Source organism: Streptomyces sp. NBC_01224 (assembly GCF_036002945.1).
Classification (GTDB): Bacteria; Actinomycetota; Actinomycetes; order Streptomycetales; family Streptomycetaceae; genus Streptomyces.
Genome location: NZ_CP108529.1, coordinates 3,343,097 through 3,369,467, shown reverse-complemented (window position 1 = coordinate 3,369,467; position 26,371 = coordinate 3,343,097). Strand labels below are relative to the sequence as shown.

General features: G+C 69.3%; 21 protein-coding genes. 8 read left to right on the top strand and 13 right to left on the bottom strand.

Annotated elements, in window-relative coordinates:
* Window positions 1–181 precede the first annotated feature (181 nt).
* A complete protein-coding gene (locus OG609_RS14470; RefSeq protein ID WP_327273193.1) occupies window positions 182–2,419 on the top strand; it encodes a transglycosylase domain-containing protein in 2,238 nt (745 codons plus the stop codon).
* A gap of 73 nt (window positions 2,420–2,492) precedes the next feature.
* Here the strand turns inward: OG609_RS14470 and OG609_RS14465 are convergent, their stop codons facing one another.
* From OG609_RS14465 to OG609_RS14450, 4 genes are all read right to left on the bottom strand, one after another.
* Window positions 2,493–3,962, bottom strand: coding sequence for a catalase (locus OG609_RS14465; RefSeq protein ID WP_327273192.1), 1,470 nt, complete (start codon window positions 3,960–3,962; stop codon window positions 2,493–2,495).
* Between the two features lie 133 nt (window positions 3,963–4,095).
* Entirely contained in the window at window positions 4,096–6,021 is a 1,926-nt protein-coding gene (locus tag OG609_RS14460) for a SpoIIE family protein phosphatase (protein ID WP_327273191.1), read from the bottom strand.
* A gap of 371 nt (window positions 6,022–6,392) precedes the next feature.
* Complete coding sequence (fomD, locus tag OG609_RS14455; RefSeq protein WP_327273190.1) at window positions 6,393–7,091, bottom strand: cytidylyl-2-hydroxypropylphosphonate hydrolase; 699 nt, start codon at window positions 7,089–7,091, stop codon at window positions 6,393–6,395.
* 44 nt (window positions 7,092–7,135) lie between these two features.
* On the bottom strand, window positions 7,136–8,560 hold the full coding sequence (locus OG609_RS14450; protein WP_327273189.1) for a class II fumarate hydratase: 1,425 nt from the start codon (window positions 8,558–8,560) through the stop codon (window positions 7,136–7,138).
* A gap of 106 nt (window positions 8,561–8,666) precedes the next feature.
* Here OG609_RS14450 and OG609_RS14445 point away from each other — a divergent pair, with 106 nt between their 5' ends.
* Window positions 8,667–10,196, top strand: coding sequence for a ricin-type beta-trefoil lectin domain protein (locus OG609_RS14445; RefSeq protein ID WP_327273188.1), 1,530 nt, complete (start codon window positions 8,667–8,669; stop codon window positions 10,194–10,196).
* Between the two features lie 61 nt (window positions 10,197–10,257).
* On the opposite strand, the gene OG609_RS14440 is transcribed toward OG609_RS14445, so the two are convergent.
* The 3 genes from OG609_RS14440 to OG609_RS14430 all read right to left on the bottom strand — a co-directional run bounded on the left by OG609_RS14440 (window position 10,258) and on the right by OG609_RS14430 (window position 15,195).
* Window positions 10,258–11,559, bottom strand: a complete 1,302-nt coding sequence (locus OG609_RS14440; protein ID WP_327273187.1) for a M18 family aminopeptidase — start codon at window positions 11,557–11,559, stop codon at window positions 10,258–10,260.
* Between the two features lie 426 nt (window positions 11,560–11,985).
* A complete protein-coding gene (locus OG609_RS14435) occupies window positions 11,986–13,302 on the bottom strand; it encodes an MFS transporter (RefSeq protein WP_327278047.1) in 1,317 nt (438 codons plus the stop codon).
* A gap of 219 nt (window positions 13,303–13,521) precedes the next feature.
* Complete coding sequence (locus tag OG609_RS14430) at window positions 13,522–15,195, bottom strand: fumarate hydratase (RefSeq protein WP_327273186.1); 1,674 nt, start codon at window positions 15,193–15,195, stop codon at window positions 13,522–13,524.
* A gap of 187 nt (window positions 15,196–15,382) precedes the next feature.
* Between OG609_RS14430 and OG609_RS14425 the strand changes: the two genes are divergently transcribed.
* The gene (locus tag OG609_RS14425; protein WP_327273185.1) at window positions 15,383–16,045 is read left to right on the top strand and encodes a DUF1707 SHOCT-like domain-containing protein; all 663 of its coding nucleotides are present in this window, start codon (window positions 15,383–15,385) and stop codon (window positions 16,043–16,045) included.
* 201 nt (window positions 16,046–16,246) lie between these two features.
* Window positions 16,247–16,630, top strand: coding sequence for a WhiB family transcriptional regulator (locus OG609_RS14420; RefSeq protein WP_327273184.1), 384 nt, complete (start codon window positions 16,247–16,249; stop codon window positions 16,628–16,630).
* A 121-nt stretch (window positions 16,631–16,751) separates the two neighbouring features.
* Here OG609_RS14420 and glpX read toward each other — a convergent pair whose 3' ends face one another.
* Window positions 16,752–17,783 (bottom strand): class II fructose-bisphosphatase, encoded by a 1,032-nt coding sequence (gene glpX, locus OG609_RS14415; RefSeq protein WP_266358316.1) that lies wholly within the window; start codon window positions 17,781–17,783, stop codon window positions 16,752–16,754.
* Window positions 17,784–17,925: 142 nt separating this feature from the next.
* On the opposite strand from glpX, the gene OG609_RS14410 reads away from it, so the two are divergent.
* Window positions 17,926–18,444 (top strand): DUF4245 domain-containing protein, encoded by a 519-nt coding sequence (locus OG609_RS14410; RefSeq protein ID WP_327273183.1) that lies wholly within the window; start codon window positions 17,926–17,928, stop codon window positions 18,442–18,444.
* A gap of 94 nt (window positions 18,445–18,538) precedes the next feature.
* On the opposite strand, the gene OG609_RS14405 is transcribed toward OG609_RS14410, so the two are convergent.
* The 4 genes from OG609_RS14405 to OG609_RS14390 all read right to left on the bottom strand — a co-directional run bounded on the left by OG609_RS14405 (window position 18,539) and on the right by OG609_RS14390 (window position 22,452).
* Window positions 18,539–19,129 (bottom strand): malonic semialdehyde reductase, encoded by a 591-nt coding sequence (locus tag OG609_RS14405; protein WP_327273182.1) that lies wholly within the window; start codon window positions 19,127–19,129, stop codon window positions 18,539–18,541.
* A gap of 277 nt (window positions 19,130–19,406) precedes the next feature.
* Window positions 19,407–19,673, bottom strand: coding sequence for an exodeoxyribonuclease VII small subunit (locus tag OG609_RS14400; RefSeq protein WP_327273181.1), 267 nt, complete (start codon window positions 19,671–19,673; stop codon window positions 19,407–19,409).
* Between the two features lie 110 nt (window positions 19,674–19,783).
* On the bottom strand, window positions 19,784–20,995 hold the full coding sequence (gene xseA, locus OG609_RS14395; RefSeq protein WP_327273180.1) for an exodeoxyribonuclease VII large subunit: 1,212 nt from the start codon (window positions 20,993–20,995) through the stop codon (window positions 19,784–19,786).
* Window positions 20,996–21,066: 71 nt separating this feature from the next.
* Complete coding sequence (locus OG609_RS14390; protein WP_327273179.1) at window positions 21,067–22,452, bottom strand: APC family permease; 1,386 nt, start codon at window positions 22,450–22,452, stop codon at window positions 21,067–21,069.
* Between the two features lie 74 nt (window positions 22,453–22,526).
* Between OG609_RS14390 and OG609_RS14385 the strand changes: the two genes are divergently transcribed.
* On the top strand, window positions 22,527–23,516 hold the full coding sequence (locus OG609_RS14385; protein ID WP_327273178.1) for a 4-hydroxy-3-methylbut-2-enyl diphosphate reductase: 990 nt from the start codon (window positions 22,527–22,529) through the stop codon (window positions 23,514–23,516).
* A gap of 67 nt (window positions 23,517–23,583) precedes the next feature.
* On the top strand, window positions 23,584–24,324 hold the full coding sequence (ppgK, locus tag OG609_RS14380) for a polyphosphate--glucose phosphotransferase (protein ID WP_327273177.1): 741 nt from the start codon (window positions 23,584–23,586) through the stop codon (window positions 24,322–24,324).
* A gap of 66 nt (window positions 24,325–24,390) precedes the next feature.
* On the opposite strand, the gene OG609_RS14375 is transcribed toward ppgK, so the two are convergent.
* Entirely contained in the window at window positions 24,391–25,002 is a 612-nt protein-coding gene (locus OG609_RS14375; protein WP_327273176.1) for a DUF6542 domain-containing protein, read from the bottom strand.
* Between the two features lie 235 nt (window positions 25,003–25,237).
* Here OG609_RS14375 and ychF point away from each other — a divergent pair, with 235 nt between their 5' ends.
* Window positions 25,238–26,326, top strand: a complete 1,089-nt coding sequence (gene ychF / locus OG609_RS14370) for a redox-regulated ATPase YchF (RefSeq protein WP_327273175.1) — start codon at window positions 25,238–25,240, stop codon at window positions 26,324–26,326.
* Window positions 26,327–26,371 lie beyond the last annotated feature (45 nt).

Genomic DNA, 26,371 nt, shown 5'->3' with positions numbered 1-26,371 from the left:
TGATTACACATTACCTGGATTCGCAACCATGGGCACCTCTCGTGAGTCGGTTCCCTAGAGAGCGGGTGCTGATTGTCACGTCCGGAAAAGGCCCCATCGCTTGCTTTTTGTCCCAGCCGACAGTGTTAGCTGGCTGGGCTGAGCTGATCTGGTCGAGCAGAGAAACAGGAGCAACACAGCAATGGGTCGAGCGGATGCGCGACGAGCCCAGCGGCGCGGAGCGCGGCGGGCTGCGAAGAGCGGCGGCATACGCAGACTCTTCACCTGGCGGAAGATGCTGGGCACGTTCTTCGGGTTCTGCCTGCTGATCATGGGCGCCTTCGTGGCGCTCTACCTGTACGTGGACATACCGAAGGCCAACGCCCTGGCCGAGCGGCAGAGCAACGTCTACCAGTACAGCGACGGCACCGTGCTGACCCGTACCGGTGACGGGGTCAACCGCCAGATCGTGGACCTCGCCGAGGTCCCCAAGGAGGTGCAGCACACCTTCGTCGCCGCCGAGAACAAGACGTTCTACAAGGACCAGGGCATCGACCTGAAGGGCACCGCTCGCGGCCTCCTCAACACGCTCTCCGGCAAGGGCAAGCAGGGTGGCTCGACCATCACCCAGCAGTACGTGAAGAACTACTACCTGACGCAGGACCCGACGGTCAGCCGCAAGCTCAAAGAGCTGGTGATCTCGCTCAAGGTCGACCAGAAGAAGGACAAGAGCTTCATCCTCGCCGGGTACATCAACACCGCGTACTACGGACGCGGCGCGAGCGGGATCCAGGCCGCGGCCCAGGCCTACTACGGGGTCGACGCCAAGGACCTCAACGTCTCCCAGGGTGCCTATCTGGCCGCGCTGCTCCAGGCCCCCAGCCAGTACGACTGGGCGAGCGCGACAGAGACCGGCAAGAAGCTCGTCAAGGAGCGCTGGGGCTACACGCTCGACAACATGGTCGAGATGCACTGGCTCGACAAGGCCGAGCGCGACAAGCTCACGTTCCCGTACCCGGACAAGCCCAAGCCCGCCAAGGGTATGGAGGGCCAGACCGGTTACCTCGTCGAGGCCGCCAACAAGGAGCTGGACAAGCAGGGCATCACGGAGGACGTGCGGCGGGCCGGCGGCTGGACCTTCACCCTCAACATCGACAAGAAGCGGCAGAAGCAGCTGGAGAAGGCGGTCGACCGGCAGCTGGAGTCCAAGCTGGACCGCAAGGGCAACAAGGTCGACGCGACCGTCCAGGCGGGTGCCACCTCCGTCGATCCGAAGACCGGAGCCGTCGTCGCGCTCTACGGCGGCGTGGACTACGTCAAGCACTACTACTCCAACGCCACGCGTCGGGACTACCAGCCCGCCTCCACCTTCAAGCCGCTGGTGCTCGCCTCCGCGCTGGAGAACGAGTCGAAGACCCAGGGCGGCGATCTGATCGGCGTCAACACCCGCTACGACGGCACCAGCAAGCGGCCGGTGGTGGGCAGCGACACCCCGTTCGCCCCGGAGAACGAGGACAACCAGAGCTACGGCAACGTCACCGTGCAGACCGCGATGAACAAGTCGATCAACTCGGTCTTCGCGCAGATGGTGGTCGACGTCGGCCCGCCCGAGGTGAAGAAGACCGCGCTGGCGCTCGGCGTACCGGACCAGAACTTCCCCGAACGTCCCGCCGTCTCGCTGGGCACGATGAACGCCTCGACCTGGGACATGGCGGGCGCGTACGCCACGCTCGACAACCACGGCAAGAAGGTCACCCCGTTCATCGTGAAGTCCGCCAAGAACCGCGACCGGACATACGAACCGGTCAAGGGCATCGGCGACCAGGTGATCAGCCGTAAGTCCGCCGACACCGTGACCTCCGTCCTGAAGGGCGTCGTGGACAGCGGCTCCGGCCGGGCGGCCAACACCTCGGCCTACGAGGCGGCGGGCAAGACGGGCACCTCGGAGAACAACAAGGCCGCTCTGTTCGCGGGCTACACCCCGGAGCTGACCACGGTCGTGGCGCTCTTCGGTGAATCCCCCAAGGACGGCGGCGGCCAGGTCAGCCTGACCGGTACCGCCAACTCCGGCCGGGCCAACGGTGGCGGCTTCCCGGCGCAGATCTGGGCGGACTACACCCTCGGTGCGCTGAACGGCGGCTCCAGTGCCCAGTTCGACCTGCAGGACGTCGAGCGCGGCGAGGTCACCGTACCGACGACCCCGTCGAACACCCCCTCGGCACCGGAGAGCCCGACGCAGTCCCCGTCCCAGGAACCGAGTCGGCCGGCACAGAGCCCGAGCGACGGGCCCAGCCAGTCGGCCAGCCAGTCACCGGAGCCGCCGCCGAGCCAGTCCCCGGAGCCGCCGCCGAGCCAGTCCCCGGGTCTTCCGGGCGAGGGAGGGGACCCCGGCCGGCCGGGCAACGGCAACAACGTGGCGAACAACCCGCCCGGACAGTGAGGACGTGAGGTCATGAGTGAGGGGCGGTGCCGGCCGGCACCGCCCCTCACTCATGCGTCCGCGTACGACGGTGTCAGCCGCCGTTGACCTTCTTCGCGATCCGGTCGCCGAGGTCCTTGTCCACGTTGCGCCAGTACTGCAGCGCCCGCTCCAGGACCGGGGCGCTCACCCCGTCCAGAAGATGGCCGGAAATGTTCGACACCAGCCGATCACGCGCCGCGTCGTCCAGGACCTTGCGCACCATCGTGCCCGCCTGGCCCCAGTCGTCGTCCTCGCGGTGCAGCTTGTACGCCTCGTGCACCATCTCGCCCGCCGTGGCCCAGCCCGCCGGGTCGCCGTAGCGTTCGGTGTCCGCGGCCGGACCGCCGTACGAGTTCGGTGCGTAGACCGCTCCCGTACGAGTCGGCTCGTACCGCATCGGGCCGTCCTTCGCGTACGAGTTCCGGCCGAACCGCGGACGGTTCGGCGGCAGCTGCGCGTAGTTCGGGCCGATCCGGTACCGGTGGGTGTCCGGGTACGAGAAGAGCCGGCCGAGCAGCATCTTGTCGGGCGACGGACCGATGCCGGGCACCAGGTTCGACGGCTCGAAGGACGCCTGCTCGATGTGGACGAAGAAGTCCTCGGGGTTCTCGTTGAGCGTCATCCGGCCGACTTCGATCTCCGGGTAGTCGCCGTGCGGCCACACCTTTGTGAGGTCGAACGGGTTGAACCGGTAGTCCGGCGCATCGTCGAACGGCATGATCTGGACGTACAGCGTCCAGCTCGGGTGATCACCCCGCTTGATCGACTCGAACAGGTCGCGGCGGTGGATGTCGCCGTCGCTGCCCGCGATCTCGTCGGCCTCGGCCTGGGGGTAGAAGTCGATGCCCTGGTCGGTCTTGAAGCGGTACTTGACCCAGAACCTCTCGCCGCCCGCGTTCACCCACATATAGGTGTGCGAGCTGTAGCCGTTCATGTTGCGGTAGGTCTTCGGGATGCCGCGGTCGCCCATCAGCCAGGTGACCATGTGCGCGGACTCGGGGGAGAGGGTCCAGAAGTCCCACTGCATGTCGTGGTCACGCAGGGCACTCTCCGGGCGGCGCTTCTGCGAACGGATGAAGTCCTGGAACTTCATCGGGTCGCGCACGAAGAAGATCGGCGTGTTGTTGCCGACCATGTCGTAGTTGCCGTGCTCCGTGTAGAACTTCAGGGCGAACCCACGAGGGTCGCGCCAGGTGTCGGGAGAGCCCTGTTCACCGGCGACCGTGGAGAAGCGGGCGAGCATGGCGGTCTGCTTGCCCGGCTGGAAGAGGTCTGCCTTGGTGAACTGGCTGACGTCGTTGGTCACCTTGAAAATGCCGTAGGCACCGGAGCCCTTGGCGTGGACCACTCGCTCGGGGACCCGTTCCCGGTTGAACTGGGCCATCTTCTCGATGAGGTAGTGGTCCTGGAGCAGGATCGGACCGTCGGATCCGACAGTGAGCGAGTGTTCATCGCTCTCCACCGGGATTCCGGCGTTGTTCGTGGTGTAAGGGGTGTTCTTGGTCTTCGATTCCTCAGGCACGAGCGTCCTCCCGTCGGTGGGGGTTTCGGTCAGGTCGTCTCGTTCACGACTGAAGTCAACTCCGCCGACAGGAGGTCGGCAACATTTGGCTACCGTCCGTGCGGGGCTCTTGTCCGCCCCCTGCCCGGACCCCCTACTGGCCCCGGGTCGGCATCTCGAACCAGACCACCTTGCCGGTCGAAAGACGCGTCGCCCCCCACCGTCTGGCCAGCCGGTTCACCAGGAACAGGCCGCGGCCGCCCTCGTCCATGTCCCGGGCCCGGCGCTGCCGGGGCAGCTGCGGTGCGTCGTCGCCGACCTCGCAGCGCAGGATGTCGGTGCGCAGCAGCCGCAGCGTCACCGGCCGCTCCGCATAGCGCACCGCGTTGGTGACCACCTCGCTGACCAGCAGCTCCACCGAGTCGGAGAGATCGTCGAGCCCCCAACGATTCAGCGCCCGGCGGGCCAGCCTGCGGGCCTTTCCCGGAGCTGTCTCCTCCGGTTCCAGGTGCCAGTACGCGACATCACTCGGTGCGATCCCGTCGAACCGTGCGGCCAGCAGCGCGATGTCGTCGTCCCGGTCGCCGGGGCCGAGCATGTCGAGCACGTCGTCGCAGAGGGCCTCCAGCGGCGGGGAATGATCCGGGCCGGTGAGCCGGGCGGTGGTGGCGAGACGTTCGCGCAACTGCTCGATCCCGGTCCAGACGTCCCGCAGCCGGGACTCCACCAGACCGTCGGTGTAAAGGAGCAGCGTGGCGCCCGCGGGAGCGTCCAGCTCGACGGCCTCGAAGTCCACACCGCCGACGCCGATCGGAGCGCCGGGCGGCACCCGCAGCACCTCCGCGCGGCCGCCCAGATGGAGCAGGACGGGCGGCGGATGCCCGGCGTTGGCGATGGTGATGCGGTGCGCGACGGGGTCGTACACCGCGTACAGGCAGGTCGCCATGCGGTCGCTGCCGAGCCGCTGCGCCTGCTCGTCGAGGTGGTGCAGCACCTCCTGCGGTGGCAGGTCGAGCCCGGCGAGGGTCTGCGCGGTGGTGCGCAGCTGCCCCATGATCGCCGCGGACGTCATGGAGTGGCCCATGACGTCGCCGACGACCAGGGCGACCCTGCTCCCGGGCAGCGGGATCGCGTCGTACCAGTCGCCGCCGACCCGGGCCGTCTCGGCGGCCGGGAGATAGCGGGAGGCGAGCCGGACACCGGTCGGCTGCGGCAGCGAGTCGGGCAGCATGGTGCGCTGCAGCTCGTCGGCGATGTACGCCTCGCGTCCGTACAGCACGGCCTTGTCGATGCCGAGCGCGGTGTGCGTCGCCAGCTGGGCGGCGACCAGCAGGTCATTGGCCTCGAAGGGCGGCCGTTCGGTCCCGCGCAGGAAGACGGCGGCGCCGATCACCCGTCGCCGTCCGCGCAGCGGGGCGAGGATCGCACGGTGCCCGGTGGGTACGGGCCGTCCGGTACCGAGCAGTTCGGGCAGCGCGGCGCGGGCCGCTGCGGAGTCCCCGAAGACCGGCCGTACACCGCGCAGCACCTCGGCGAGCGCGCCGCCCGAGCGGACCTCGCACAGCTCGGCAGCCGGGGGCAGATCGCCGTGCGGATCGATGGCGGGCAGCCGCAGTCGTTCGATCTCCGACGAGGTCTCGGTCTCCTCCTCGCTTAAACGCAGCCGGTCCGACCGGCGCAGCCGCAGTACGAACGGGGAGACCGGCCGCTCGTCGCCGACCGGGAGCGGGTCGCGGAGGTAGACCAGTATGGCGTCGGAGAAAGTCGGCACGCTGGCCCGGCACAGGCCCAGCACGATCTCGTCCAGGTCTATGCCGCGGGCGATCCGCCGGGTGGCGGCCCCCACGAAACGCAGCCGGTCGCCCTCGCGACGGGCCGCGGCCTGTGGGTCGAGTCCTGCGGGGCCGGGGTTCGCCGGGGATGCCGCCGGATTCGCGCCCGGCGCCGTGGCCGGGCCGGGGATCGCGGCGGTGGCAGGGGAAGCGACCGGCGCGGCATCCTGCTGCCGCGGCCGGGTGCGTTCCTGCGACCGGGCGGCAAGAGGCTGCCGGCCTTCGTGGGAGGTGGGATGCTCCGTCACGCGTGGGGTTCCGTCCGTCCGGGCCGGTTGTATGAGGCAATCACCTCGTGGGGCGCTACTGTGCCCCGGCAAGAGCGGCGATAACAACGGCTGTCACCGGATGCCCCCGAACCAGGGGCCGAAACCGGATGCCCGACGCGTGGTTCGGTGACAACGTTTCCGGCGACGGGGCGGGCGAAAGCGAGCACGTCTCCACCCCCTCGTAGTGGCTCATGCGATTCATACGACTGATGCTGCTCATACAGCTCATGCAGTGCGTTGTGCTCGTGCGATGACTTACGGTCAGGTCCGGTGCCGCGTCCGCCGGTTGGAGCGGAGCGGCCCTCCGGAGGACGATCCTACGGTTGCCCCCCTGGGGTGCATCAAGGGTCTCACGACGGCATATGCGAGGGGGTACGGTCCCAGTCATCCGGGAGTGCGGGAACCCGCCAGTGCGGATCGGGCCGCCAGTCCTCCCAGCCGTCCCGGAACGGCGCGCCCCAGTTCTGGATCACCTCGACGGCCGCGAGGCCCGCCTCCCGTACCCGACGCGCGGTCTGAGGGGCCATCAGGCCGACCCGCTGCGCCTGGGCGAACTCGTCCTCGTCGCGCCAGACCCAGCTGCGGTCCGGGTACACGGAGATGTCGAGAAAGTGATCCTCGGAGTCGATGCCGCCCGCCCAGCGGGTGCGCGGTTCCTCCAGGTTCACGTACCAGCTGCGGAACTGCCATCCGGGCTCCCAGAACAGCCAGACCGACCAGGGTTCACCGGGACGGGCGAGCTTCAGCACGCCGTTGCCCAGCCATGCCGAGCGGGCGGTGGTGCGCGGGGCGGTGTAGCGGGTGGCGAGCGGCTCGTCGTGCACCTCGGTGCCGTTCGCCAGCACCGGTTTCACGCATTCGGTGCCGGGTGCCACCCATACGGCGAGCAGCTCGTCGGTGTCCTGGACGACGGTGACGGGGCGGCAGATGTGGACCGGGCCCTGGGCGTGATCCGGCGCGGCGTCCCGCCCCAGGGGGCCGTTGTCGCGGTAGCGCCACAGGATCTGATCGCCCGGCGCCCAGTGCTCGATGTATCCACTACCTGCCATGGGCAGATCTTAGAGATGCCGCGGCCCGGTTGCCGCGACGCATGTCACGGGCGGGTCATACGCAACACGTCCAGCGCCTCGTCGAGCTGCTCCACCGTGAGATCGCCGCGCTCTACATATCCCGAGTCCAGCACCACCTCGCGGATCGTCCTGCGCTCGGCCAGGGACTTCTTGGCGACCTTCGCCGCCTCCTCGTAACCGATGTACTTGTTCAGCGGGGTGACGACGGACGGCGAGGACTCCGCGTACTCCCTGGCCCGCTCCACGTTCGCGGTGATCCCGTCGACCGTCCGGTCCGCGAGCAGCCGGGAGGCATTGGCCAGCAGCCTCACCGACTCCAGCAGATTCTTCGCGATGACGGGAAGCATCACATTCAGTTCGAAATTGCCCGCCGCGCCCGCGACGGCGACCGTCTGGTCGTTCCCCATCACCTGGGCCGCGACCATCAGGACGGCCTCGGGAATGACCGGATTCACCTTCCCCGGCATGATCGACGAGCCCGGCTGGAGGTCGGGAAGGCTGATCTCGGCCAAACCGGTGCGCGGCCCGGACGCCATCCAGCGCAGATCGTTGGAGATCTTGGTGAGCGAGACGGCGAAGGTACGGAGCTGGCCGGACGTCTCCACGAGCCCGTCCCGCGCGCCCTGCGCCTCGAAGTGGTCCCTGGCCTCGGTGAGCGGCAGCCCGGTGGCGCGGGCGACCTCGGCGATGACGGCGGCGGAGAAGCCGGGCGGGGTGTTGATGCCGGTGCCGACGGCCGTGCCGCCCAGCGGCAGCTCGGCGAGGCGGGGGAGGGAGGCGCGCAGCCGCTCGATGCCGTACCGGACCTGTGCCGCGTAGCCGCCGAACTCCTGGCCCAGAGTGACGGGCGTGGCGTCCATCAGATGCGTACGTCCCGACTTCACGACCGTCGCGAACTCGGCGGACTTGCGTTCCAGGGCGGCAGCCAGATGGTCCAGCGCCGGGATCAGCTCGCCGGTGACGGCCGCGGTCGCGGCGATGTGGATGGAGGACGGGAAGACGTCGTTGGACGACTGCGAGGCGTTGACGTGGTCGTTGGGGTGGACCTCGCGGCCCAGGCGTTCGGTGGCGAGGGTGGCCACGACCTCATTGGTGTTCATGTTGGACGAGGTGCCGGACCCGGTCTGGAAGACATCGATCGGGAAGTGTGCGTCCCAGCGCCCCTCGGCGACCTCCTCGGCGGCCTCCTGGATCGCCAGGGCGATGTCCGGGTCGAGCACCTTCAGCTCGGCGTTCACCTTGGCCGCGGCCGCCTTGATCCGGGCCAGGGCCTCGATGTGCGCCCGCTCCAGACGCTGGCCGGAGATCGGGAAGTTCTCTACCGCGCGCTGCGTCTGGGCCCGCCACCTGGCGTCCTTCGGCACCCTCACCTCGCCCATCGAATCGTGCTCGATGCGGAAATCCGTGCCGTCCGCGGGGGTCTGTGCGGTGGTCTGTGCGTCGTCCATGGGGTTCAACCTCCTGAAAAAGTTGAGCACTTGTCTTGTTCTGTGTATTCCCAAGTCGCCTACCGACCAGTAAATACCGGGGGTAACCACAACCCGGGGAGGCGCAATGAGGCGCACCAGGCACAGACTTCGCTGTACGGTCGCGGCCGCCGCGGCCACGGCGGCGGCATTGGGCGGCATGGCCGCCGCCGCAGGACCGGCGGGCGCGGCAGACCGGTCCGGTATCACCACTACCGCATCCACCCCCCTGTCGCCCGAACTGGAGGCCATCCGCGCCGCCGAAGCCACCCGGCTGTACGGCGACCCGGCCGAGCGCCCGCTCGCCGACCGCAGGACCGGGCTGATCTCGCTCGGCGACAGCGAGATCTCCGGCGAGGGCGTCGGCACGTACGAGGCGGGCACGAACGGCCCCGACAACTGGTGCCACCGCTCGCCCGACTCGGCCATCCACCGCACCGGGATCCCGGCCGACGTCACGTACAACGTCTCCTGCTCCGGCGCGTACACCGGCAACATCGTGATCGGCGGATCGAAGCAGTACGCCGACGAACTCGTGCAGAGCGACAACCTCGCCATCAAGGCCCGCAACACCCGCATCAAGATGATCGTGCTGGTCGCCGGCGCCAATGACGACCTCCAGTTCGGCCCGGTCATGACGGACTGCGTCGAGCGCTGGGTCCTCCTCCAGGGCGCGTGCCAGTCGAAGTACGAGGGCGGCTGGCAGGCGCGCGTCGACGGACTCGTCCCCAAGGTCGAGAAGACGGTGCGCGATCTGAAGACCGTCATGTCCGACGCCGGATACAACAACAGTGATTACAAGCTCGTGGTCATGGGCTACCCGAGCCCCATCGGCCCGGACTTCTACGACAACCCGAACTTCCCCGGCAAGCTTCCCGGCGGCTGCGCCGGATACGACTCCGACGCCGCCTGGGGCCGTAACGTCGCGGTCCCCGCCTTCGAGCGCGGCATGCGCAAGGCCGCCGCCGACACCGGAGCCGTCTACCTCGACAACTCCCGGCTCTTCCACGGCCACGAGGTCTGCAGCGAGGACACCTGGGCCCGCGGGCTCTACATCGATCTGTCGCACTTCCCGCCGGACTCCAACTCCGTCCGGCAGTCCTTCCACCCGAACGCGCGCGGCCACGCCGCCTTCGCCTCCTGCCTGACCCAGATCTACAACTCGTCCCTGCGCGAGGCGAGCTGCGCGGATCCGGCGAGCACCGGATCGCCCGTGCTGCAGGCCGCGGCGTGGGACGACGTCTTCAAGCCCCTGAAGAACGAGGCCACGGGCACCTGCGTGGATGTCCCCGCCTCGGTGACCCGCAACGACACGGAGATCGGCGGCTGGGACTGCCACGGCGGCCGCAACCAGGGCTGGTGGTACGACTCCGGCACGAGGAGCATCCGTACGGAGCTGAGCCACGACCGGTGCCTCGATGTGCCGGGTGCCGACTACAAGGCGGGCGCCACGCTCATCGTGTGGAACTGCTCGGGTGCGGCCAACCAGCAGTTCGTCAAGCAGTCGGGCACCTTGCGCCCGGCGGCCTCGACCGGGCTGTGCCTGACGCTCGCGGCGGCCAAGGACCCGCTGAAGCTGCAGAACTGCGACGGCAGTGCGAAGCAGCGCTTCGCGTAGCTCGTTCCCGCGGTGCAGGGAGGGGCGGGGCGGCCTCGGCCGCCCCGCCCCTCCCTGTGTGTCAGCCGGACGTCACGAACGCGCCCAGGACGGCCGCCAGATGAGCGGGGTCGTCGGCGCCGCACAGCTCGCGCGCCGAGTGCATGGACAGCCCCGGCACCCCCACGTCGACCGTCGGGACACCCAGCCGGGCCGCGGTGAGCGGGCCGATCGACGTGCCGCACGGCATCGCGTTGTTGGAGACGAACGGCTGCCACGGCGCACCCGCCCGCTCGCACGCCGCCGCGAACACCGCCATGCCGGTGCTGTCGGTGGCGTACCGCTGATTGACGTTGACCTTGACCGCGGGGCCGCCGTTGGGCAGCGGATGATGGCCCGGATCGTGCCGTTCCGCGTAGTTGGGGTGCACCGCGTGCGCCATGTCGGCGGAGATGCAGAAGGCGCCGGACAGGGCGCGGGAGAAGTCCTCGGTGCCGCCGCCGCGCGCGGTGACCGAACGGCCGAGGACCCGTTCCAGCAGGGGGCTCTGCGCGCCCGTCTCCGAACCGCTGCCGACCTCCTCGTGGTCGAAGGCCGCCAGGACGGGGATGTACGAGGGATCGTCGTCAGCGGTCGCCGCACCCGCCAGGGCCGTGACGCCCGCATGCACCGACACCAGGTTGTCCAGCCGCGCGGACACCACGAACTCCCGGTCCGCGCCGAGATATCCGGGCGGCTGGATGTCATGGAGCATCAGATCCCAGCCGAGGACGTCGTCCCGGTCCACCTCCGCGGCCGCCGCGACCCGGCGCAGCAGCGAGCCCTCCTCGGGCGCCCCGAGCGCCCACAGCGGGGCGAGATGGCGCTGCCGGTCGAGGGCGAGCCCCTCATTGACCGTACGGTCCAGATGGATGGCCAACTGGGGTACCCGCAGCAGCGGTTCGTCGATCTGGACGAGCCGGGACTCGACCCCGCCGCCGGGGCCGCGCAGCGCGAGCCGCCCCGAGATGCCCAGATCGCGGTCGAGCCAGGTGTTCAGCGGAACGCCGCCGTAGATCTCCACGGCGATCTGCCGCCAGCCCGCCGACCCGGTGTCGGGGGTGGGCTTGACCCGCAGATTCGGGGAGTCCGTGTGTGTGCCGACGATCCGGAAGGGGGTGTGCGCGGGGGCGCCCTCGGGGGCGTACCAGGCGATCAGGGCACCGCCGCGGACGACGAAGCTGCCGCCGGTCGTGCCCGTCCAGTCGTCCGTGCCGCGCAGTTCGCGGAAGCCGGCCTTCTCCAGGCGCTGGGCGGCACTCGCCACCGCGCGATACGGGGAAGGGCTGGCCCTGATGAAGGACAGCAGGTCGGCGGCGTGGCTGCGGTGGGGAAGCGGCGTCATACGGCGTCCGCCTTTCCGGTGTTCGACGGTGAGGTGAGGGTGGGCGAACCCGCGCCGGGCCGCTGGGCGCGGCGCGGTGCCCGGGGTGTGGGGGGTGGGTGGCGGCTGTTTCCTGGTTCCCCAGGACTGCTTCCTGATGCCCCGGGTCGGCGGAGCGCTGCAGGAACGTCCGACAACCCACCGCACGGCCCGGCAAGGCGCAAGTCCGCGGCGCGGCCCGCTGCGTGAAATCGGCGGTGCCGGACGGGCCGCCCCGGCGCGCGGGTCCGAGGTGACCGGGGGTGTACGGGGCCCGTGCCGGGGGCGTCCGGGAAGCCGCTGCGGAGGGCCGGGACACGCGGCACCCCGTTCTCCGGCACCGCCCCTGCCCGTCGGTCACGCACGAGTGCGCCTCAGGATTGGCTGAATTCCGTCGTACGCGAATCCTCACCGCACCTGCCCACCGCGATCGGCACCGGAGCGGGGCGCGGGGACGCGATCTCGCCTCCGCGACCCCGCCACCCTGATCAGGAACGCCACGGCGATCACGATGGCCACCCCGTGCGACCAGGCGACGACGGTCAGCGGGCTGTGGCTGTCGAGTGCCGCCGCGACCAGGATCATGCCGACGCCGAACCCGAGATTCTCCACCGTCGCGGAGAGCCCGAACGCATGACCGCGCAGATCGGCGGGGAGCGTCTGCAGATGCGAGGTGTACGAGACCTCGGTGAGCCCGTCGGCCGCCCCCGCGACAAGTGCGATCACGGCGGTCGCCGCCGAAGGGAACCCGGCGAACGCCAGAATGAACGCCCCGGACATCAGACACGTGCCGTACCCGAACCCCGGTGCACCCACCGCCCGCCCGGTGCGCTTGATGTACCGCTGGATCAACTGCTGCGCGACGACGTTCCCCAGCGCCCACAGACACCAGAACGCGCTGACGAACACGGCAGGGTGCGAGGCGTCGAGCCCGGCGGAGTAGACCGGCAGCGCGGCGTTGTGGGAGGACGAACCGAAGGCGTCCGCACCCCGCAGCACCACCATCAGACCGAGACCGGGCGCGGCGGCCGACCTGAGGAACGCCCCCGGCATCCGCCGCCGCCCCGTCCCGGTCCCCCGCCTGCCCTCCTGCGTACGTCCGCCGGAATCCCCCTCCGATTCCGGCCGGGCGTCCTTCCCCCTGCCCCCGCCCGCGATCGGCAGCAGAGCCACCGTCACGGCGCAGACCACAAAGGTGGCCATGTCCACCACGAACGCGGCGGTGTAGCCGACCAGCGAGACCACCACACCCGCCGAAGCGAAACCGGCCACCATGGCCAGCGAACGTCCCGTGATGGAAAGGGAGTTGGCCCACGACCGCCGCTCGTCGCCGACCATCTCGGGAATGGAGCTGCGCAGCGACACCATGAAAAGCGTTCCGCAGGCACCCACCACCACGGAAACGGCCATCAGCGCGGCCGTCCGCATCCCCTCCGGCGCGAAGACCAGCAACAGCATCACCGCCGCCTGCGCCACATTCGTCCACAGCATGAGGCTCTTGGCCGTGAATCGGGCGAGGAGACCGCCGGCAGCGAGTCCGGCGAGAAATCCGGACCCGAGCCGCACGGCCATGAACAGGCCCATCGCGAGCGCTCTGCCCGTCGTCTCGTAGACGAACAGATTGAGCGCCACCATATTCAGGAAGGTGCCGTACGAAGAGAGGGAGTATCCGGCGACGAGGAATCGATAGCGGCGCTCGCCGCGTGCCGTGTCGGCCGGATCGATGTCCGGTGCCGGGTCCGGCCGGTCGTCCGCCTGTTCGGTGTCTTGTGTCACCGGCCCATAGTCACCAGTCGTGCTCACCCATGGCCTCCGGATTGCACGAATGTAATACAACGCCCGCTGGGGTGGGAACGGCCCGCGGGGGCGCCCCGGCCGGTGGAATGCGGCCGGAACGCCCCCGCGGGACCGTACCTGTCGTGCCTCTCGGCACGCCTCAGCTCATCAGGCGAGACCCGGACCCCGCACCGGAATGCTGGTGAACGTCGGTGCCGGGGCGGGCTCGGTGAAGAAGTCGTTGCCCTTGTCGTCGACGACGACGAACGCGGGGAAGTCCTCGACCTCGATCTTCCAGACCGCTTCCATGCCGAGCTCCTCGTACTCGACGACCTCGACCTTCTTGATGCAGTCCTGAGCGAGGCGCGCCGCCGGTCCGCCGATCGAGCCGAGGTAGAAACCGCCGTGCGCGTCGCACGCGTCCGTGACCTGCTTGGACCGGTTGCCCTTGGCCAGCATCACCTTGGAGCCGCCCGCCGCCTGGAACTGCGCGACATAGCTGTCCATACGGCCGGCCGTGGTCGGGCCGAAGGAGCCGGAGGCGTACCCCTCGGGCGTCTTGGCCGGGCCCGCGTAGTAGACCGGGTGGTCCTTCAGGTACTGCGGCATCTCCTCGCCCGCGTCCAGCCGCTCCTTGATCTTGGCGTGCGCGATGTCGCGGGCCACGACCAGCGGACCGGTCAGCGAGAGCCGGGTCTTGACCGGGTACTTGGTCAGCTCGGCGAGGATGTCGTCCATCGGCCGGTTGAGGTCGATCCGCACCACGTCGCCCTCGTCGAGGTGCTCGTCGGTGGTCTCGGGCAGGAAGCGGGCCGGGTCCTTCTCCAGCTGCTCCAGGAAGACACCCTCGGCGGTGATCTTCGCGGTGGCCTGGCGGTCCGCCGAGCACGACACGGCGATCGCGACGGGCAGCGAGGCGCCGTGGCGGGGGAGGCGGACGACACGCACGTCGTGGCAGAAGTACTTGCCGCCGAACTGGGCGCCGATGCCGATCTTCTGCGTCAGCTCGAAAACCTTCTCCTCCAGCTCCTTGTCCCGGAAGCCGTGACCGGTGGGGGAGCCCTCTGCGGGCAGCTCGTCCAGGTAGTGCGCGGAGGCGTACTTCGCGGTCTTCAGCGCGAACTCGGCCGACGTACCGCCGACGACGATCGCCAGGTGGTACGGCGGGCAGGCGGCCGTACCCAGCGAACGGATCTTCTCCTCCAGGAACTTCATCATGGAGGCCTCGTTCAGCACGGCCTTCGTCTCCTGGAAGAGGAACGACTTGTTGGCCGAGCCGCCGCCCTTCGCCATGAAGAGGAATTTGTAGGCGCCGCCGTCGGTGGCGTACAGCTCGATCTGCGCGGGCAGATTCGAGCCGGTGTTCTTCTCCTCCCACATGGTGAGCGGAGCCATCTGCGAATAGCGGAGGTTGAGCTCGGTGTACGCGTCGAAGATGCCGTGCGACAGGGCCTCTTCGTCACCGCCCTCGGTGAGTACGTTCTGCCCGCGCTTGCCCATGACGATCGCGGTGCCGGTGTCCTGGCACATCGGCAGGACGCCCGCGGCGGCGATGTTCGCGTTCTTCAGCAGGTCGAGCGCGACGAACTTGTCGTTGGACGACGCCTCGGGATCGTCCACGATCCGCCGCAGCTGCGCCAGGTGGGCGGGGCGCAGGTAGTGCGAGATGTCGTGCATGGCCTCGGCAGCCAGGGTGCGCAGCGCCTCCGGGGCGACCTTGAGGAACGTACGGCCGTCGGCCTCGAAGGTGGATACACCCTCGGAGGTCACCAGACGATACGGCGTGGTGTCCTCTCCCAGAGGGAGTAGATCGGAGTACGCAAACTCTGGCATTACGGCCATTCCTCACTCGGCAGACAGCGGCTGACCTCCCTTGGGCAGCGCACCCACCAGGGTAGAACGCCGCGCGGACACCGAAGCTGTGAGGTAAGGCTCAGTTCGGCATCCGCACGGGAGCGACGCGCGGGCGACACGGCGGAGGCGCGGCGGGGGCTAGTCGCGATCTATCGCGTTTGGGTACGCTGGGCCGGTGGACCTCGAAAAGCACCCCCAGCAGCCCGTAGCCCCGGCGGAGCCGGCCGGTATCCGCGCCTCCGACGCGGACCGTGACCGGATCGCGGACATCCTGCGCGAGGCGATGGCCGAGGGCCGGCTCACCGCCGAGGAACACGCCGAGCGGGTCGATGCGGTCTACCGCGCCAAGACCATCGGCGAACTGGAGCCGCTGGTACGGGATCTGCCTGCCCCGGGGGGCGCCTCCCGCTCGGCCGCCGAGCCCGGCGCCTTCGGCCATGAGAGCCCCACGGGTCCGGCCGAGAACCTGGTGGCGATCTTCAGCAGCTCCACCCGCAAGGGCCGTTGGCGCGTCGGCGGCCGTACGAACGCGTTTGCGCTCTTCGGTAGCGTGGAGATCGATCTGACCGAGGCGCTTTTCGGCCAGAGGCTCACGGTGATCAATGCGACCGCCATCTTCGGAAGTGTCGAGATCAAGGTCCCCGAGAACATCTCGCTGCGCGGCAGCGGCACGGGCGTCTTCGGTAATTTCGAAGTCGCCACACTGGAATCCGCGGACCCCGAAGCGCCAGTGGTGGTCGTCAACGGCTATTCGGTGTTCGGCAGCGTCGAGGCGAAGCCCAAGCGCGGGAAGTTCATTGCGGATCTCCAGGACCGGCTGCGCAAATACCTCGGCTAGGACCCGGCCGGGAACGGCGCGGTCCGTCCTGGTGCGAACTCTTCCGAACTGCTCTGAACTCCTTCGAGAACAAGCCATATTCCTGACTGGTCGCAATTCCGCAGCCCGGAACCAAGTGCCACTCAGTGCATAGGCGCGCGCACAGCGGGTAGGGAGTGCTGCATCGTCTCTCGCTCGCGAAGCCGTCGTCAGGAGTAGACCGTGCTGCAACTGCCGCATCAGCCCCTGCAGGTCGCCGCCGTCCCTCCCCAGCGCACCCCCGCGCGGGAGGACCAGGCCGGCCCCTGGCACTCGGAGGCGGTGTGCCGCCGGGACGAAGCCGGGCTGTTCTTCGCCCCGTCGAAGGAGCCGACTGCTGCCCGACTCGCACGCGAGGAGTCCGCTAAGCGGGTCTGCGCGCGCTGCCCGGTGATGATCGAATGCCAGGAACACGCACTCATACAGCCGGAGCCGTACGGGGTGTGGGGCGGCCTCACCGCCGCCGAACGCCGCGTGGTGCTCGCCCGTCGCAGACGGCGCGAGATGGAACTCAAGGCATCATCCGCGTCCTCCGCCGCGACGGGCCGCATAGCCGCGGCGGGCTGACCGGCCGACGGGCTGCCGGGGGCCTGAACCGGTGCCCCGCGTCCGTACCGCGAAGAGGCGCCCCCACCGCACACGGGGGGCGCCTCTTCGAGTTCTGCTCCCCGAACCTCCGGGGCGGGACCTACTTCGCGCGGTCGAAGTCGATCGCGCTGTAGGCACGCAGCTTCGACAGCCGGTGGGTCGAGTCGATCTTCCGGATGGTGCCGGACTTGGACCGCATGACGATCGACTCTGTGGTCGCCGTCTCCGCGCGGTACCGCACACCGCGCATCAGCTCACCGTCCGTGATGCCGGTCGCGACGAAGAACACGTTGTCGCCGCTGACCAGGTCGTCGGTGGACAGGACCCGGTCGAGGTCGTGACCGGCGTCCAGCGCGCGCTGCCGCTCGGCCTCGTCCTTCGGCCAGAGCTTGCCCTGGATGACGCCGCCGAGGCACTTTATGGCGCAGGCCGAGATGATGCCCTCGGGGGTGCCGCCGATGCCCATGAGCAGGTCGACGCCGGTCCCCTCGCGGGCAGCCATGATCGAGCCCGCGACATCGCCGTCGGAGATGAACTTGATCCGGGCGCCGGTCTCCCGGATCTCCTTGACGATGCCGTCGTGGCGGGGGCGGTCGAGGATGACGACGGTGACATCCTCCGGGGCGGAGTTCTTCGCCTTCGCGACCCGGCGGATGTTCACCGAGACGGGCGCATTGATGTCGACGAAGTCGGCGGCCTCGGGGCCGGTGACCAGTTTGTCCATGTAGAAGACCGCGGACGGGTCGAACATGGCGCCGCGGTCGGCGGCGGCCAGTACGGCGATCGCGTTCGGCATGCCCTTGGCATTCAGGGTCGTACCGTCGATCGGGTCAACGGCGATATCGACCTCGGGACCGGTGCCGTCACCGACGCGCTCGCCATTGAACAGCATGGGGGCTTCGTCCTTCTCGCCCTCGCCGATGACGACGACGCCGTTCATCGAGACGGTGGAGACGAGGGTCCGCATGGCCTTCACGGCGGCGCCGTCGGCGCCGATCTTGTCGCCGCGACCGACCCAGCGCCCTGCTGCCATGGCGGCGGCCTCGGTGACCCGGACCAACTCCAGGGCGAGGTTACGGTCGGGGGCCTCCGGAGAGACCTCTAGCTGGGACGGCAGATGATGCTCGGACATCGGAGCGCACCTTTCTGTACGGCGACGACCGGAAGAGGGTGCTCTGACTCTATCGTCAGGTCGACAGAATGAGCAGACCGGGTCACGTATGAGCGGGCTGCCCCCGGGTCGGGCCCGTCAGGCCTAATGCGACCATGGACCCGTGGCTAGCAAGCGAGGCAAGCAGACAGTGCGCGACATGTTCCTGTCGATGGCGGTGATCTCCGCTGCGGCAGGGCTCGTTTACATCTTCATTCCGCACGACGAGAACGCCAACCCGGTCAAGGCGGTCGACTACCGGGTGGAGCTCCTGACGGCGCGGCGCGCGGCACCGTACCCGGTGGCCGCCCCGGACGGACTGGCCAAGGAGTGGAAGCCGACCTCGGTCAGTTACGACCGCCAGGCGGGCAACAGCTGGCACCTGGGCTTCCTGGACCCGGAGGGCAAGTACGTCGCGGTGGAGCAGTCCACCTCCCCGGCGCAGAAGTATGTGACCGAGGTCAGCCAGGAGGCCAAGAACACCGGGCGTACGCAGCAGGTCGCGGGCGAGGCCTGGCAGCACTGGAAGGGCGAGAAGTACGACGCCCTCGTGCGCCAGGACAAGGGTGCGACCACGGTGGTCACGGGTTCCGCCTCGACGGAGCGGCTGGCGGAGATGGCCGCCGCACTCAAGTCGTCCTGATGTCCTGTGCGGGGCATCTGCCTCGTACGAGGCGCACGGAGAAGGCCCTGGAGCACTTGATGCTCCAGGGCCTCCTCCGTAGGCGTTGCGACGCTCAGACGGTCGTGATGACCTCGTCGTAGGCGAGGCGCGGCAGACGCGGGAACCAGGCGTCCTCGCCCGCCTTGCCGATGTTGACGACCATCAGCACCTTGTGGTCGCCGTCCAGGAACTCCTTCTCGATGCCCGCGGCGTTGTAACCGGTCATCGGGCCCGCGGCGAGGCCGGCGGCGCGGACGCCGATGATGAAGTACGCGGCCTGGAGCGCACCATTGAGTGCGGCGGACGACTCGCGGACCGGGCGCTCGGAGAAGAACGCGTCCTTGGCCTGCGGGAAGTGCGGCATCAGGGCCGGGAGCTCCTCGTGGAACTCGTTGTCGGCGACCAGGATGGCGACCAGCGGGGCGGTCGAGGTCTTCGGCTGGTTGCCCTCGGCCATGTGCTTGACGAGGCGCGCACGGGCGTCGTCGGAGCGGACCAGGACGACGCGCAGCGGCGACTGGTTGAACGCGGTGGGGCCGTACTTGACCAGGTCGTAGATCGCCTGGACCTGCTCCTCGGTCACCGGCTCGTCGGTGAATGTGTTGGCGGTGCGGGCCTCGCGGAAGAGGAGGTCCTGGGCGGCGGGGTCAAGAACGAGGGACATCTGGCGGTTTACCTTCCGGGCGTACACGTGGATCAAGCAACGGCGGCCACGTTACGGGAGAGGTTGGTTAACTTTCAACTAAAGCTGGAGTGGAGTGATCTGTTCCACAGCGCGGGCCTCTTGTGCCATTCGCCGGCAAGGGCTCCGATCGCGGCGCCGCCTGCCTTGCGCCCACCTCGCCGTGGTCGGCCTCGTCCGAAAAGCCGGGACCGGGAAGCCGGGCGAACCAGGGAGCCGGAAGCGGGGCCGGCCGGGGAAATCGGAAGTCGGGGAGGCCTCAGCCGTTGTCGGCTGTCGTGCCGCCGCCGCTCTCCTGGGGGGCGGCCGGCCCCGCCAGGGCCGCGTCCAGCCGTGCGCGCGCGCCTTCCAGCCAGTGCCGGCACACCTTCGCCAGCTCCTCGCCCCGCTCCCACAGCGCGAGGGACTCCTCCAGCGTCGTACCGCCCGCCTCCAGGCGGCGCACCACCTCGATCAGCTCGTCACGGGCCTGCTCGTATCCGAGCGTGCCCGCGGCACCAGCCGTCGTAGTCCCGTCGTCCGTCATGCGCCCCACCCTACGTTCCGGCCCATCAGGAGCCTCCTACCTCGCCCGTCATCGCTTTCGAGCCGCCTCGGCGCCCGTCCGCCTCGTCCGCCCCAGCACCGAACCCCCGCTCACTCACTCACCCGCACCGCGAACTCGCCCCCCGAAACCCGCGCCCGAAGCAGATCGCCCGGCACCCCCGCGTCCGCGGGAGCCCGCACCACATGGCCGTCCGCCCGCTGCAGCACCGCATACCCGCGCTCCAGCGTCGCCGCGGGCGACAACGCGACCACCCGCGCCCGGGTATGGGCGAGCTCCGAGTCCGCCCGGTCCAGCAGATGCCCCAGTACCCGCCGACCCCGCCCGATCAGCGCATCGATCTCCGAGGCCCGCTCGTCCACCATCCGCTGGGGATGCTCCATCGCGGGCCGGCCCAGCGCATGCGCCAGCCCCCGCTCCTCCCGGTCCAGCAACCCCCGTACCGTCCGCAACGCACGGTCCCGCAGCTGCTGCACCCGCTCCAGCTCCTCGCCCACATCGGGCACGACCTTCTTCGCCGCATCCGTCGGAGTGGAGGCGCGCAGATCCGCGACCAGGTCGAGCAGCGGGGAGTCCGGCTCATGACCGATCGCCGACACCACCGGCGTACGGCACGCGGCGACCGTACGGATCAGCTGCTCGTCCGAGAACGGCAGCAGATCCTCCACGCTGCCGCCACCCCGCGCCACCACGATCACGTCGACGTCCGGGAGATCGTCCAGCTCCTTCACGGCCTGGACGACCTGATTCACCGCGTGCACCCCCTGCACCGCCGTGTTACGCACCTCGAACCGCACCGCGGGCCATCGCCGCCGCGCGTTCTCCAGAACGTCGCGCTCGGCCGCCGAGGCACGGCCACAGACCAGTCCGATCAGCTGCGGCAGGAACGGCAGCGGCTTCTTCCGGTCGAGCGCGAAGAGCCCCTCCGAGGCCAGCGACTTCTTGAGCTGCTCAAGGCGGACCAGCAGCTCACCGATGCCGACCGGCCGTATCTCCGTGGCCCGCAGGGACAGCTGGCCGCGCGGCGCGTACCACTCGGGCTTGGCGAGCACGACGACCCGCGCTCCCTCCGTCACGACATCCGCGATCCGGTCGAAGACCTGGCGGAAGCACGTCACGCTCACCGAGATGTCCTGAGACGGGTCGCGCAGCGTCAGGAACACCACCCCGGCGCCCGGCCGCCGTGACAACTGGGTGATCTGGCCCTCGACCCAGACGGCGCCGAGCCGGTCGATCCACCCCCCGATCAGCCGCGACACATCACCGACGGGCAGCGGAGCTTCCGCGGACGTTTGGAGAGCCATGCGAGCGAGCGTATCCGCCCCCACCGACAATCAGCCGCCCACGACAACCGCCACTCCGGCTCGCCCCCGCCTCAGGCTGTGCGCCGTCCCCACTGCAGCGCCAGGACCACCAGCCCCACCCCCAGCCAGCACACCCCCACCACCTGAGCGCTCGCGGTCGCCTCCACGATCACCGCGATCAGCACCCCCGCACCCACCACCGGCACCAGCACATGCCGCCACCAGCTGGGCGGCCCCTCCATCCGGCGTACGGCGAACCAGCCGACCACCGACGCGTGCAGCAGCACGAACGCCGTCAGCGCACCGATGTCGACGACCGACACCAGATGGTCGAGACCGTCGGCGCGCCGGGCCGCCCACACCGCCGCCACCAGCGTCACCGTCGCGGCGAGCAGGATCGCGACCCGCGGCACCCCGGACCGCGGGTCGACCTTGGACAGCAGCAAGGGCAGCCGCCGCTCCCTGGCCATCGCGAACAGCAGCCGCCCCGCGGCCGCCTGCCCGGCCAGTGCCGCGAAGGCTGCCCCGATCGCCTTGCTGACCGCCACCAGATCGTGCAACCAGGTCCCGACCGCAAAGTCCACCGTGTCGTAGAACGCCGACCCCTGCGCGGCCGGATCGGCGGCCAGCTCAGCCGACGTCATCGGCTCCAGCAGCGCTGCCAGATAGCCCTGCGCCACGAACAGCACACCCGCGAGCACCAGACAGAACAGCACCGCCCGCGCCACCTTCGACGAGCCCCCCGTCACCTCCTCCGCGAACGAGGCGATCGCGTCGAAGCCCAGATACGACAGCACGGCCACCGACACCGCCCCCAGTACCGCCGAAGCGGAGAAGCCGGAATCGCCGGTGAGCGGGGTCAGCCAGCCGCGCTGCGCCCCGTCCCGTACAAGAACCACCACCGCCGAGACGAGGAACACCAGCAGCACCGCGATCTCCATCGCGAGCACCGCGAAGCCGACCCGGGCGGCAGCCCGTACACCCCAGAGATTCAGCAGCGTGGTGGCGACGACCGCGAGCGCCGTCCACACCCACCGCGACACCGAAGGCACGAGCGAGTTCAGCGCGATCCCGGAGAAGAGATAGGCGACCGCGGGGATCAGCAGATAGTCGAGCATCGCCATCCACCCGGCGATGAACCCCGGCCCTTCCCCGAGCCCCTTGCGGGCGTACGCGAAGACCGAGCCCGCCAACGGGGCGACCCGCACCATCTGGGCGTAGCTGAAGGCCGTGAACGCCATCACGACGGTCGCCGCGACATAGACCAGCGCGACCGCACCGTCCGATTTCGCATCGAGTGTGCCGAATACGCCGACGGGCGCCATCGGAGCGATGAAGAGGAGCCCGTAGACCACCAGATCCCGGAAGCCGAGCGTCCGCCGCAGCCTGCCTTCCTCCTGGTGCGCCCCCTTCGCCTCCGTGACCCCGCCGCCGCTGCCGCTGTCCGTCCCCGACATGAGCCCTCCGTCGATCGCGTACGCATCAGTCTCGCGACCCCGCCGATCTTCCGCGCGTTCGGCTCGGCCTTACGATGGGACGCATGACTGCTACGACACCCCGCCGCGTCCTGCTCGCCGCTCCCCGTGGCTACTGCGCTGGCGTGGACCGTGCCGTGATCGCCGTGGAGAAAGCCCTGGAGCAGTACGGCTCCCCGGTGTACGTGCGCCACGAGATCGTCCACAACAAGTACGTCGTACAGACCCTGGAGAAGAAGGGCGCGATCTTCGTCGAGGAGACGGCGGAGGTCCCCGAGGGCTCGATCGTGATGTTCTCCGCGCACGGCGTCGCACCGACCGTGCACGAGGAGGCGGCCGAGCGGAAGCTCGCCACGATCGACGCGACCTGCCCCCTGGTCACCAAGGTCCACAAGGAAGCCGTCCGCTTCGCGCAGGACGACTTCGACATCCTCCTGATCGGCCACGAGGGCCACGAGGAGGTCATCGGCACCTCCGGCGAGGCCCCCGAGCACATCACGCTGGTCGACGGCCCCGAGGACGTCGCGGGTGTCGAGGTGCGCGACCCGTCGAAGGTCGTCTGGCTCTCCCAGACCACGCTCTCCGTCGACGAGACGATGGAGACGGTCGGCGCGCTCAAGGAGAAGTTTCCGCTGCTGATCTCGCCGCCCAGCGACGACATCTGCTACGCCACGCAGAACCGCCAGATCGCCGTGAAGCAGATGGGCGCGGACGCCGACCTCGTGATCGTCGTCGGCTCCAAGAACTCCTCGAACTCGGTCCGCCTGGTCGAGGTCGCCCTCGGCGCCGGTGCGAACGACGCCCATCTGGTCGACTTCGCCGACGAAATCGACGAGGCCTGGCTGGAGGGTGTCTCCACGGTCGGCGTCACCTCGGGCGCGTCCGTTCCCGAGGTCCTGGTCGACGGCGTCCTGGCGTGGCTCTCGGAGCGCGGTTTCGAGGACGTGGAGATCGTGAAGGCGGCCGAGGAGTCCATCACGTTCTCGCTGCCCAAGGAACTCCGCCGTGACCTGCGCGCCGAGGCCGCGGCGCTCGTGGAGAAGTGACGGCTTCGCGTCGACGGCTTCCCGTTCCGGGAAGTGAGCCGGGCCACCTGCCCGTACCGTGGATTGCATGCAGATCTTCGGAGTGGACATCGGCGGATCCGGGATCAAGGGTGCTCCCGTGGACCTGGACCGCGGAGACCTGGCGCAGGAGCGCCACAAAGTACTGACACCGCACCCGGCCACGCCCAAGGACGTGGCCGACTGCGTGGCGGATGTGGTCGGTCATTTCGACTGGTCGGGCCCGGTGGGCATCACCTTCCCGGGCGTCGTCACGAGCGGCTGCACACGCACCGCGGCCAATGTCGACCAGGGCTGGATCGACATGGACGCCCGCGGACTGCTCGGCGACAGACTCGGCCTTCCCGTCACCGTCCTGAACGACGCCGACGCGGCCGGCATCGCCGAGATGGCGTTCGGCGCCGGGCGCGGCCGCAATGGGACGGTGATCGTACTGACGCTCGGTACGGGAATCGGCAGCGCCCTCTTCATCGACGGCAAGCTCGTCCCCAACACCGAGCTGGGCCACCTGGAGCTGAACGGCCAGGACGCGGAGAAGCACGCCTCCACCAAGGTCAAGGAGGACGAGCAGCTGAGCTGGCACCACTGGGCGCACCGGGTGCAGAAGTACCTGACCCATGTGGAGATGCTGTTCTCGCCCGAGCTCTTCATCATCGGCGGCGGAGTCAGCCGCAAGGCCGACAAGTTCCTGCCGCTGATCGAGCATGTACGGGCCGAGATGGTGCCGGCGGAGCTGCAGAACAACGCGGGCATCGTGGGAGCGGCGATGGCGGCGGCGAACACGGCGTAGGGCTCACCCGGCTGCCTGGCCCTGCCCTATTGGGGGCGACGGGGCGGCCCTTTTTTATCGCCCCGGTCAGCGCTGGGGGCGACGGGGCGGCTGGGCGGGCCGCGCCGTCTGCGAGGCGAGCAGCATCCGACGTTGCCGTTGCCGTTGCCGCTGCCGCATCAGCCGTACCTTCCGTACGGTCGCGATGAGCCCGGCGATGAGTGTCCCGCCGTACAGCCACCCGGCATGTACGGCGAGCGCGGTGACGAGCGCCATGGTCTGGCCGCCGAAGCCGCCCGTGCCGCCGGAGATCGGGATCACGCCGACGGCGAATGCGATCGGCACGATGATCGGCGCGGTCACCAGGTCCGCGGGCCGTACCCACAGCGCGGTCAGCGCGCTGACCGGCAGGAACAGCACCCCGAACACGGTCGATGAACCGTCGAGGACCAGCCAGTCGAGGCACGCCAGCAGGAACATGGCGGCGGCGGCGAAGAGCCCCGCACCGATGCCGGTCAGCCGGGGATTCGGCAGCCTGCGCAGCGCGAGAACGGCGGGCGGCACCGGCCGGGACCGGCCCTCCGGCTTCGCGTCCACCACCCGATAGACGGCGGCGGCTTCGTCGATGGTGCCCTGCGGGGACAGCGGGGCCTGCTGAGACTGCCTGCGCTGCGGGGGACGTGTCCTGTGCTGCTCCACCGGGACAACGTAGGTCGCCGGGCGGGAGGAAACGGGTGCGGGACACGCGCTTTGGGCGACCTTAGGGGTGAGTTCGATGCCACACGGCCGAACGGGAACCGAATCGACGCCCGATCGGACCCGTGGATACCCGGTTGCCCTCGCCCGTAAACTGGAGAATCGGCCCACCCGGGCCCGACGCATTCCCGCCCGTCCCTCCTCCTCCCTCCTCCTCACTCCTCAGGAAGTCGCCAACGTGTCGCTCACGATCGGAATCGTCGGCCTGCCGAATGTCGGCAAGTCGACCCTGTTCAACGCCCTGACCAAGAACGACGTGCTGGCGGCCAACTACCCGTTCGCCACGATCGAGCCGAACGTGGGCGTCGTCGGCGTCCCCGACTCGCGCCTGAACAAGCTGGCGGAGATCTTCGGCTCCCAGAAGCTGCTCCCCGCGACGGTCGACTTCGTCGACATCGCCGGCATCGTCCGAGGCGCTTCGGAGGGTGAGGGCCTGGGCAACAAGTTCCTCGCGAACATCCGCGAGTCCGACGCGATCTGCCAGGTCATCCGCGCCTTCAAGGACGAGAACGTCGTCCACGTCGACGGCAAGGTCTCGCCCAAGGACGACATCGAGACGATCAACACCGAGCTGATCCTCGCCGACCTCCAGTCCGTCGAGAAGGCCGTCCCGCGCCTCACGAAGGAGTCCCGCCTCCAGAAGGAGAAGGTCGCGGTCCTCGCCGCGGTCGAGGAGGCCCAGAAGATCCTCGAGTCCGGCCAGACCCTCTTCGCCGCGGGCATCTCCGCAGGCACGGAGAAGGGCAAGCTCCTCCACGAGCTGCACCTCCTCACCACCAAGCCCTTCCTCTACGTGTTCAACGTCGACGAGGACGAGCTGGTCGACGAGGACTTCAAGAACGAGCAGCGCGCCCTGGTCGCTCCCGCCGAGGCGATCTTCCTCAACGCCAAGATCGAGTCCGAGCTGATCGAGCTCGACGACGACGAGGCCCTCGAACTCCTCCAGTCCATGGGCCAGGAAGAGCCCGGCCTCGCCACCCTCGGCCGCGTCGGCTTCGACACCCTGGGCCTGCAGACCTACCTCACGGCAGGCCCGAAGGAAGCCCGAGCCTGGACGATCAAGAAGGGCGCCACGGCCCCCGAGGCGGCCGGTGTGATCCACACCGACTTCCAGAAGGGCTTCATCAAGGCGGAGATCGTCTCCTTCGAGGACCTGGTCGAAATGGGCTCGGTCGCCGAGGCCCGCGCCAAGGGCAAGGCCCGCATGGAGGGCAAGGACTATGTGATGCAGGACGGGGACGTGGTGGAGTTCCGCTTCAACGTCTGATACGTCCGGCGAAAGGCCGTCTGACCTGCGGCGGAGCGGGTTGGG

Excerpts from the sequence above, each read along its gene's own strand:
- OG609_RS14400 (WP_327273181.1), bottom strand. The coding sequence starts at position 19,673 with ATGACGGACGACGGGACTACGACGGCTGGTGCCGCGGGCACGCTCGGA.
- OG609_RS14445 (WP_327273188.1), top strand. The coding sequence starts at position 8,667 with ATGAGGCGCACCAGGCACAGACTTCGCTGTACGGTCGCGGCCGCCGCG.
- fomD (WP_327273190.1), bottom strand. The coding sequence starts at position 7,091 with ATGGCAGGTAGTGGATACATCGAGCACTGGGCGCCGGGCGATCAGATC.
- xseA (WP_327273180.1), bottom strand. The coding sequence starts at position 20,995 with ATGGCTCTCCAAACGTCCGCGGAAGCTCCGCTGCCCGTCGGTGATGTG.
- OG609_RS14440 (WP_327273187.1), bottom strand. The coding sequence starts at position 11,559 with ATGACGCCGCTTCCCCACCGCAGCCACGCCGCCGACCTGCTGTCCTTC.
- glpX (WP_266358316.1), bottom strand. The coding sequence starts at position 17,783 with ATGTCCGAGCATCATCTGCCGTCCCAGCTAGAGGTCTCTCCGGAGGCC.
- OG609_RS14390 (WP_327273179.1), bottom strand. The coding sequence starts at position 22,452 with ATGTCGGGGACGGACAGCGGCAGCGGCGGCGGGGTCACGGAGGCGAAG.
- ppgK (WP_327273177.1), top strand. The coding sequence starts at position 23,584 with ATGCAGATCTTCGGAGTGGACATCGGCGGATCCGGGATCAAGGGTGCT.
- OG609_RS14450 (WP_327273189.1), bottom strand. The coding sequence starts at position 8,560 with ATGGACGACGCACAGACCACCGCACAGACCCCCGCGGACGGCACGGAT.
- OG609_RS14430 (WP_327273186.1), bottom strand. The coding sequence starts at position 15,195 with ATGGCCGTAATGCCAGAGTTTGCGTACTCCGATCTACTCCCTCTGGGA.
- OG609_RS14385 (WP_327273178.1), top strand. The coding sequence starts at position 22,527 with ATGGGACGCATGACTGCTACGACACCCCGCCGCGTCCTGCTCGCCGCT.
- OG609_RS14405 (WP_327273182.1), bottom strand. The coding sequence starts at position 19,129 with ATGTCCCTCGTTCTTGACCCCGCCGCCCAGGACCTCCTCTTCCGCGAG.
- OG609_RS14470 (WP_327273193.1), top strand. The coding sequence starts at position 182 with ATGGGTCGAGCGGATGCGCGACGAGCCCAGCGGCGCGGAGCGCGGCGG.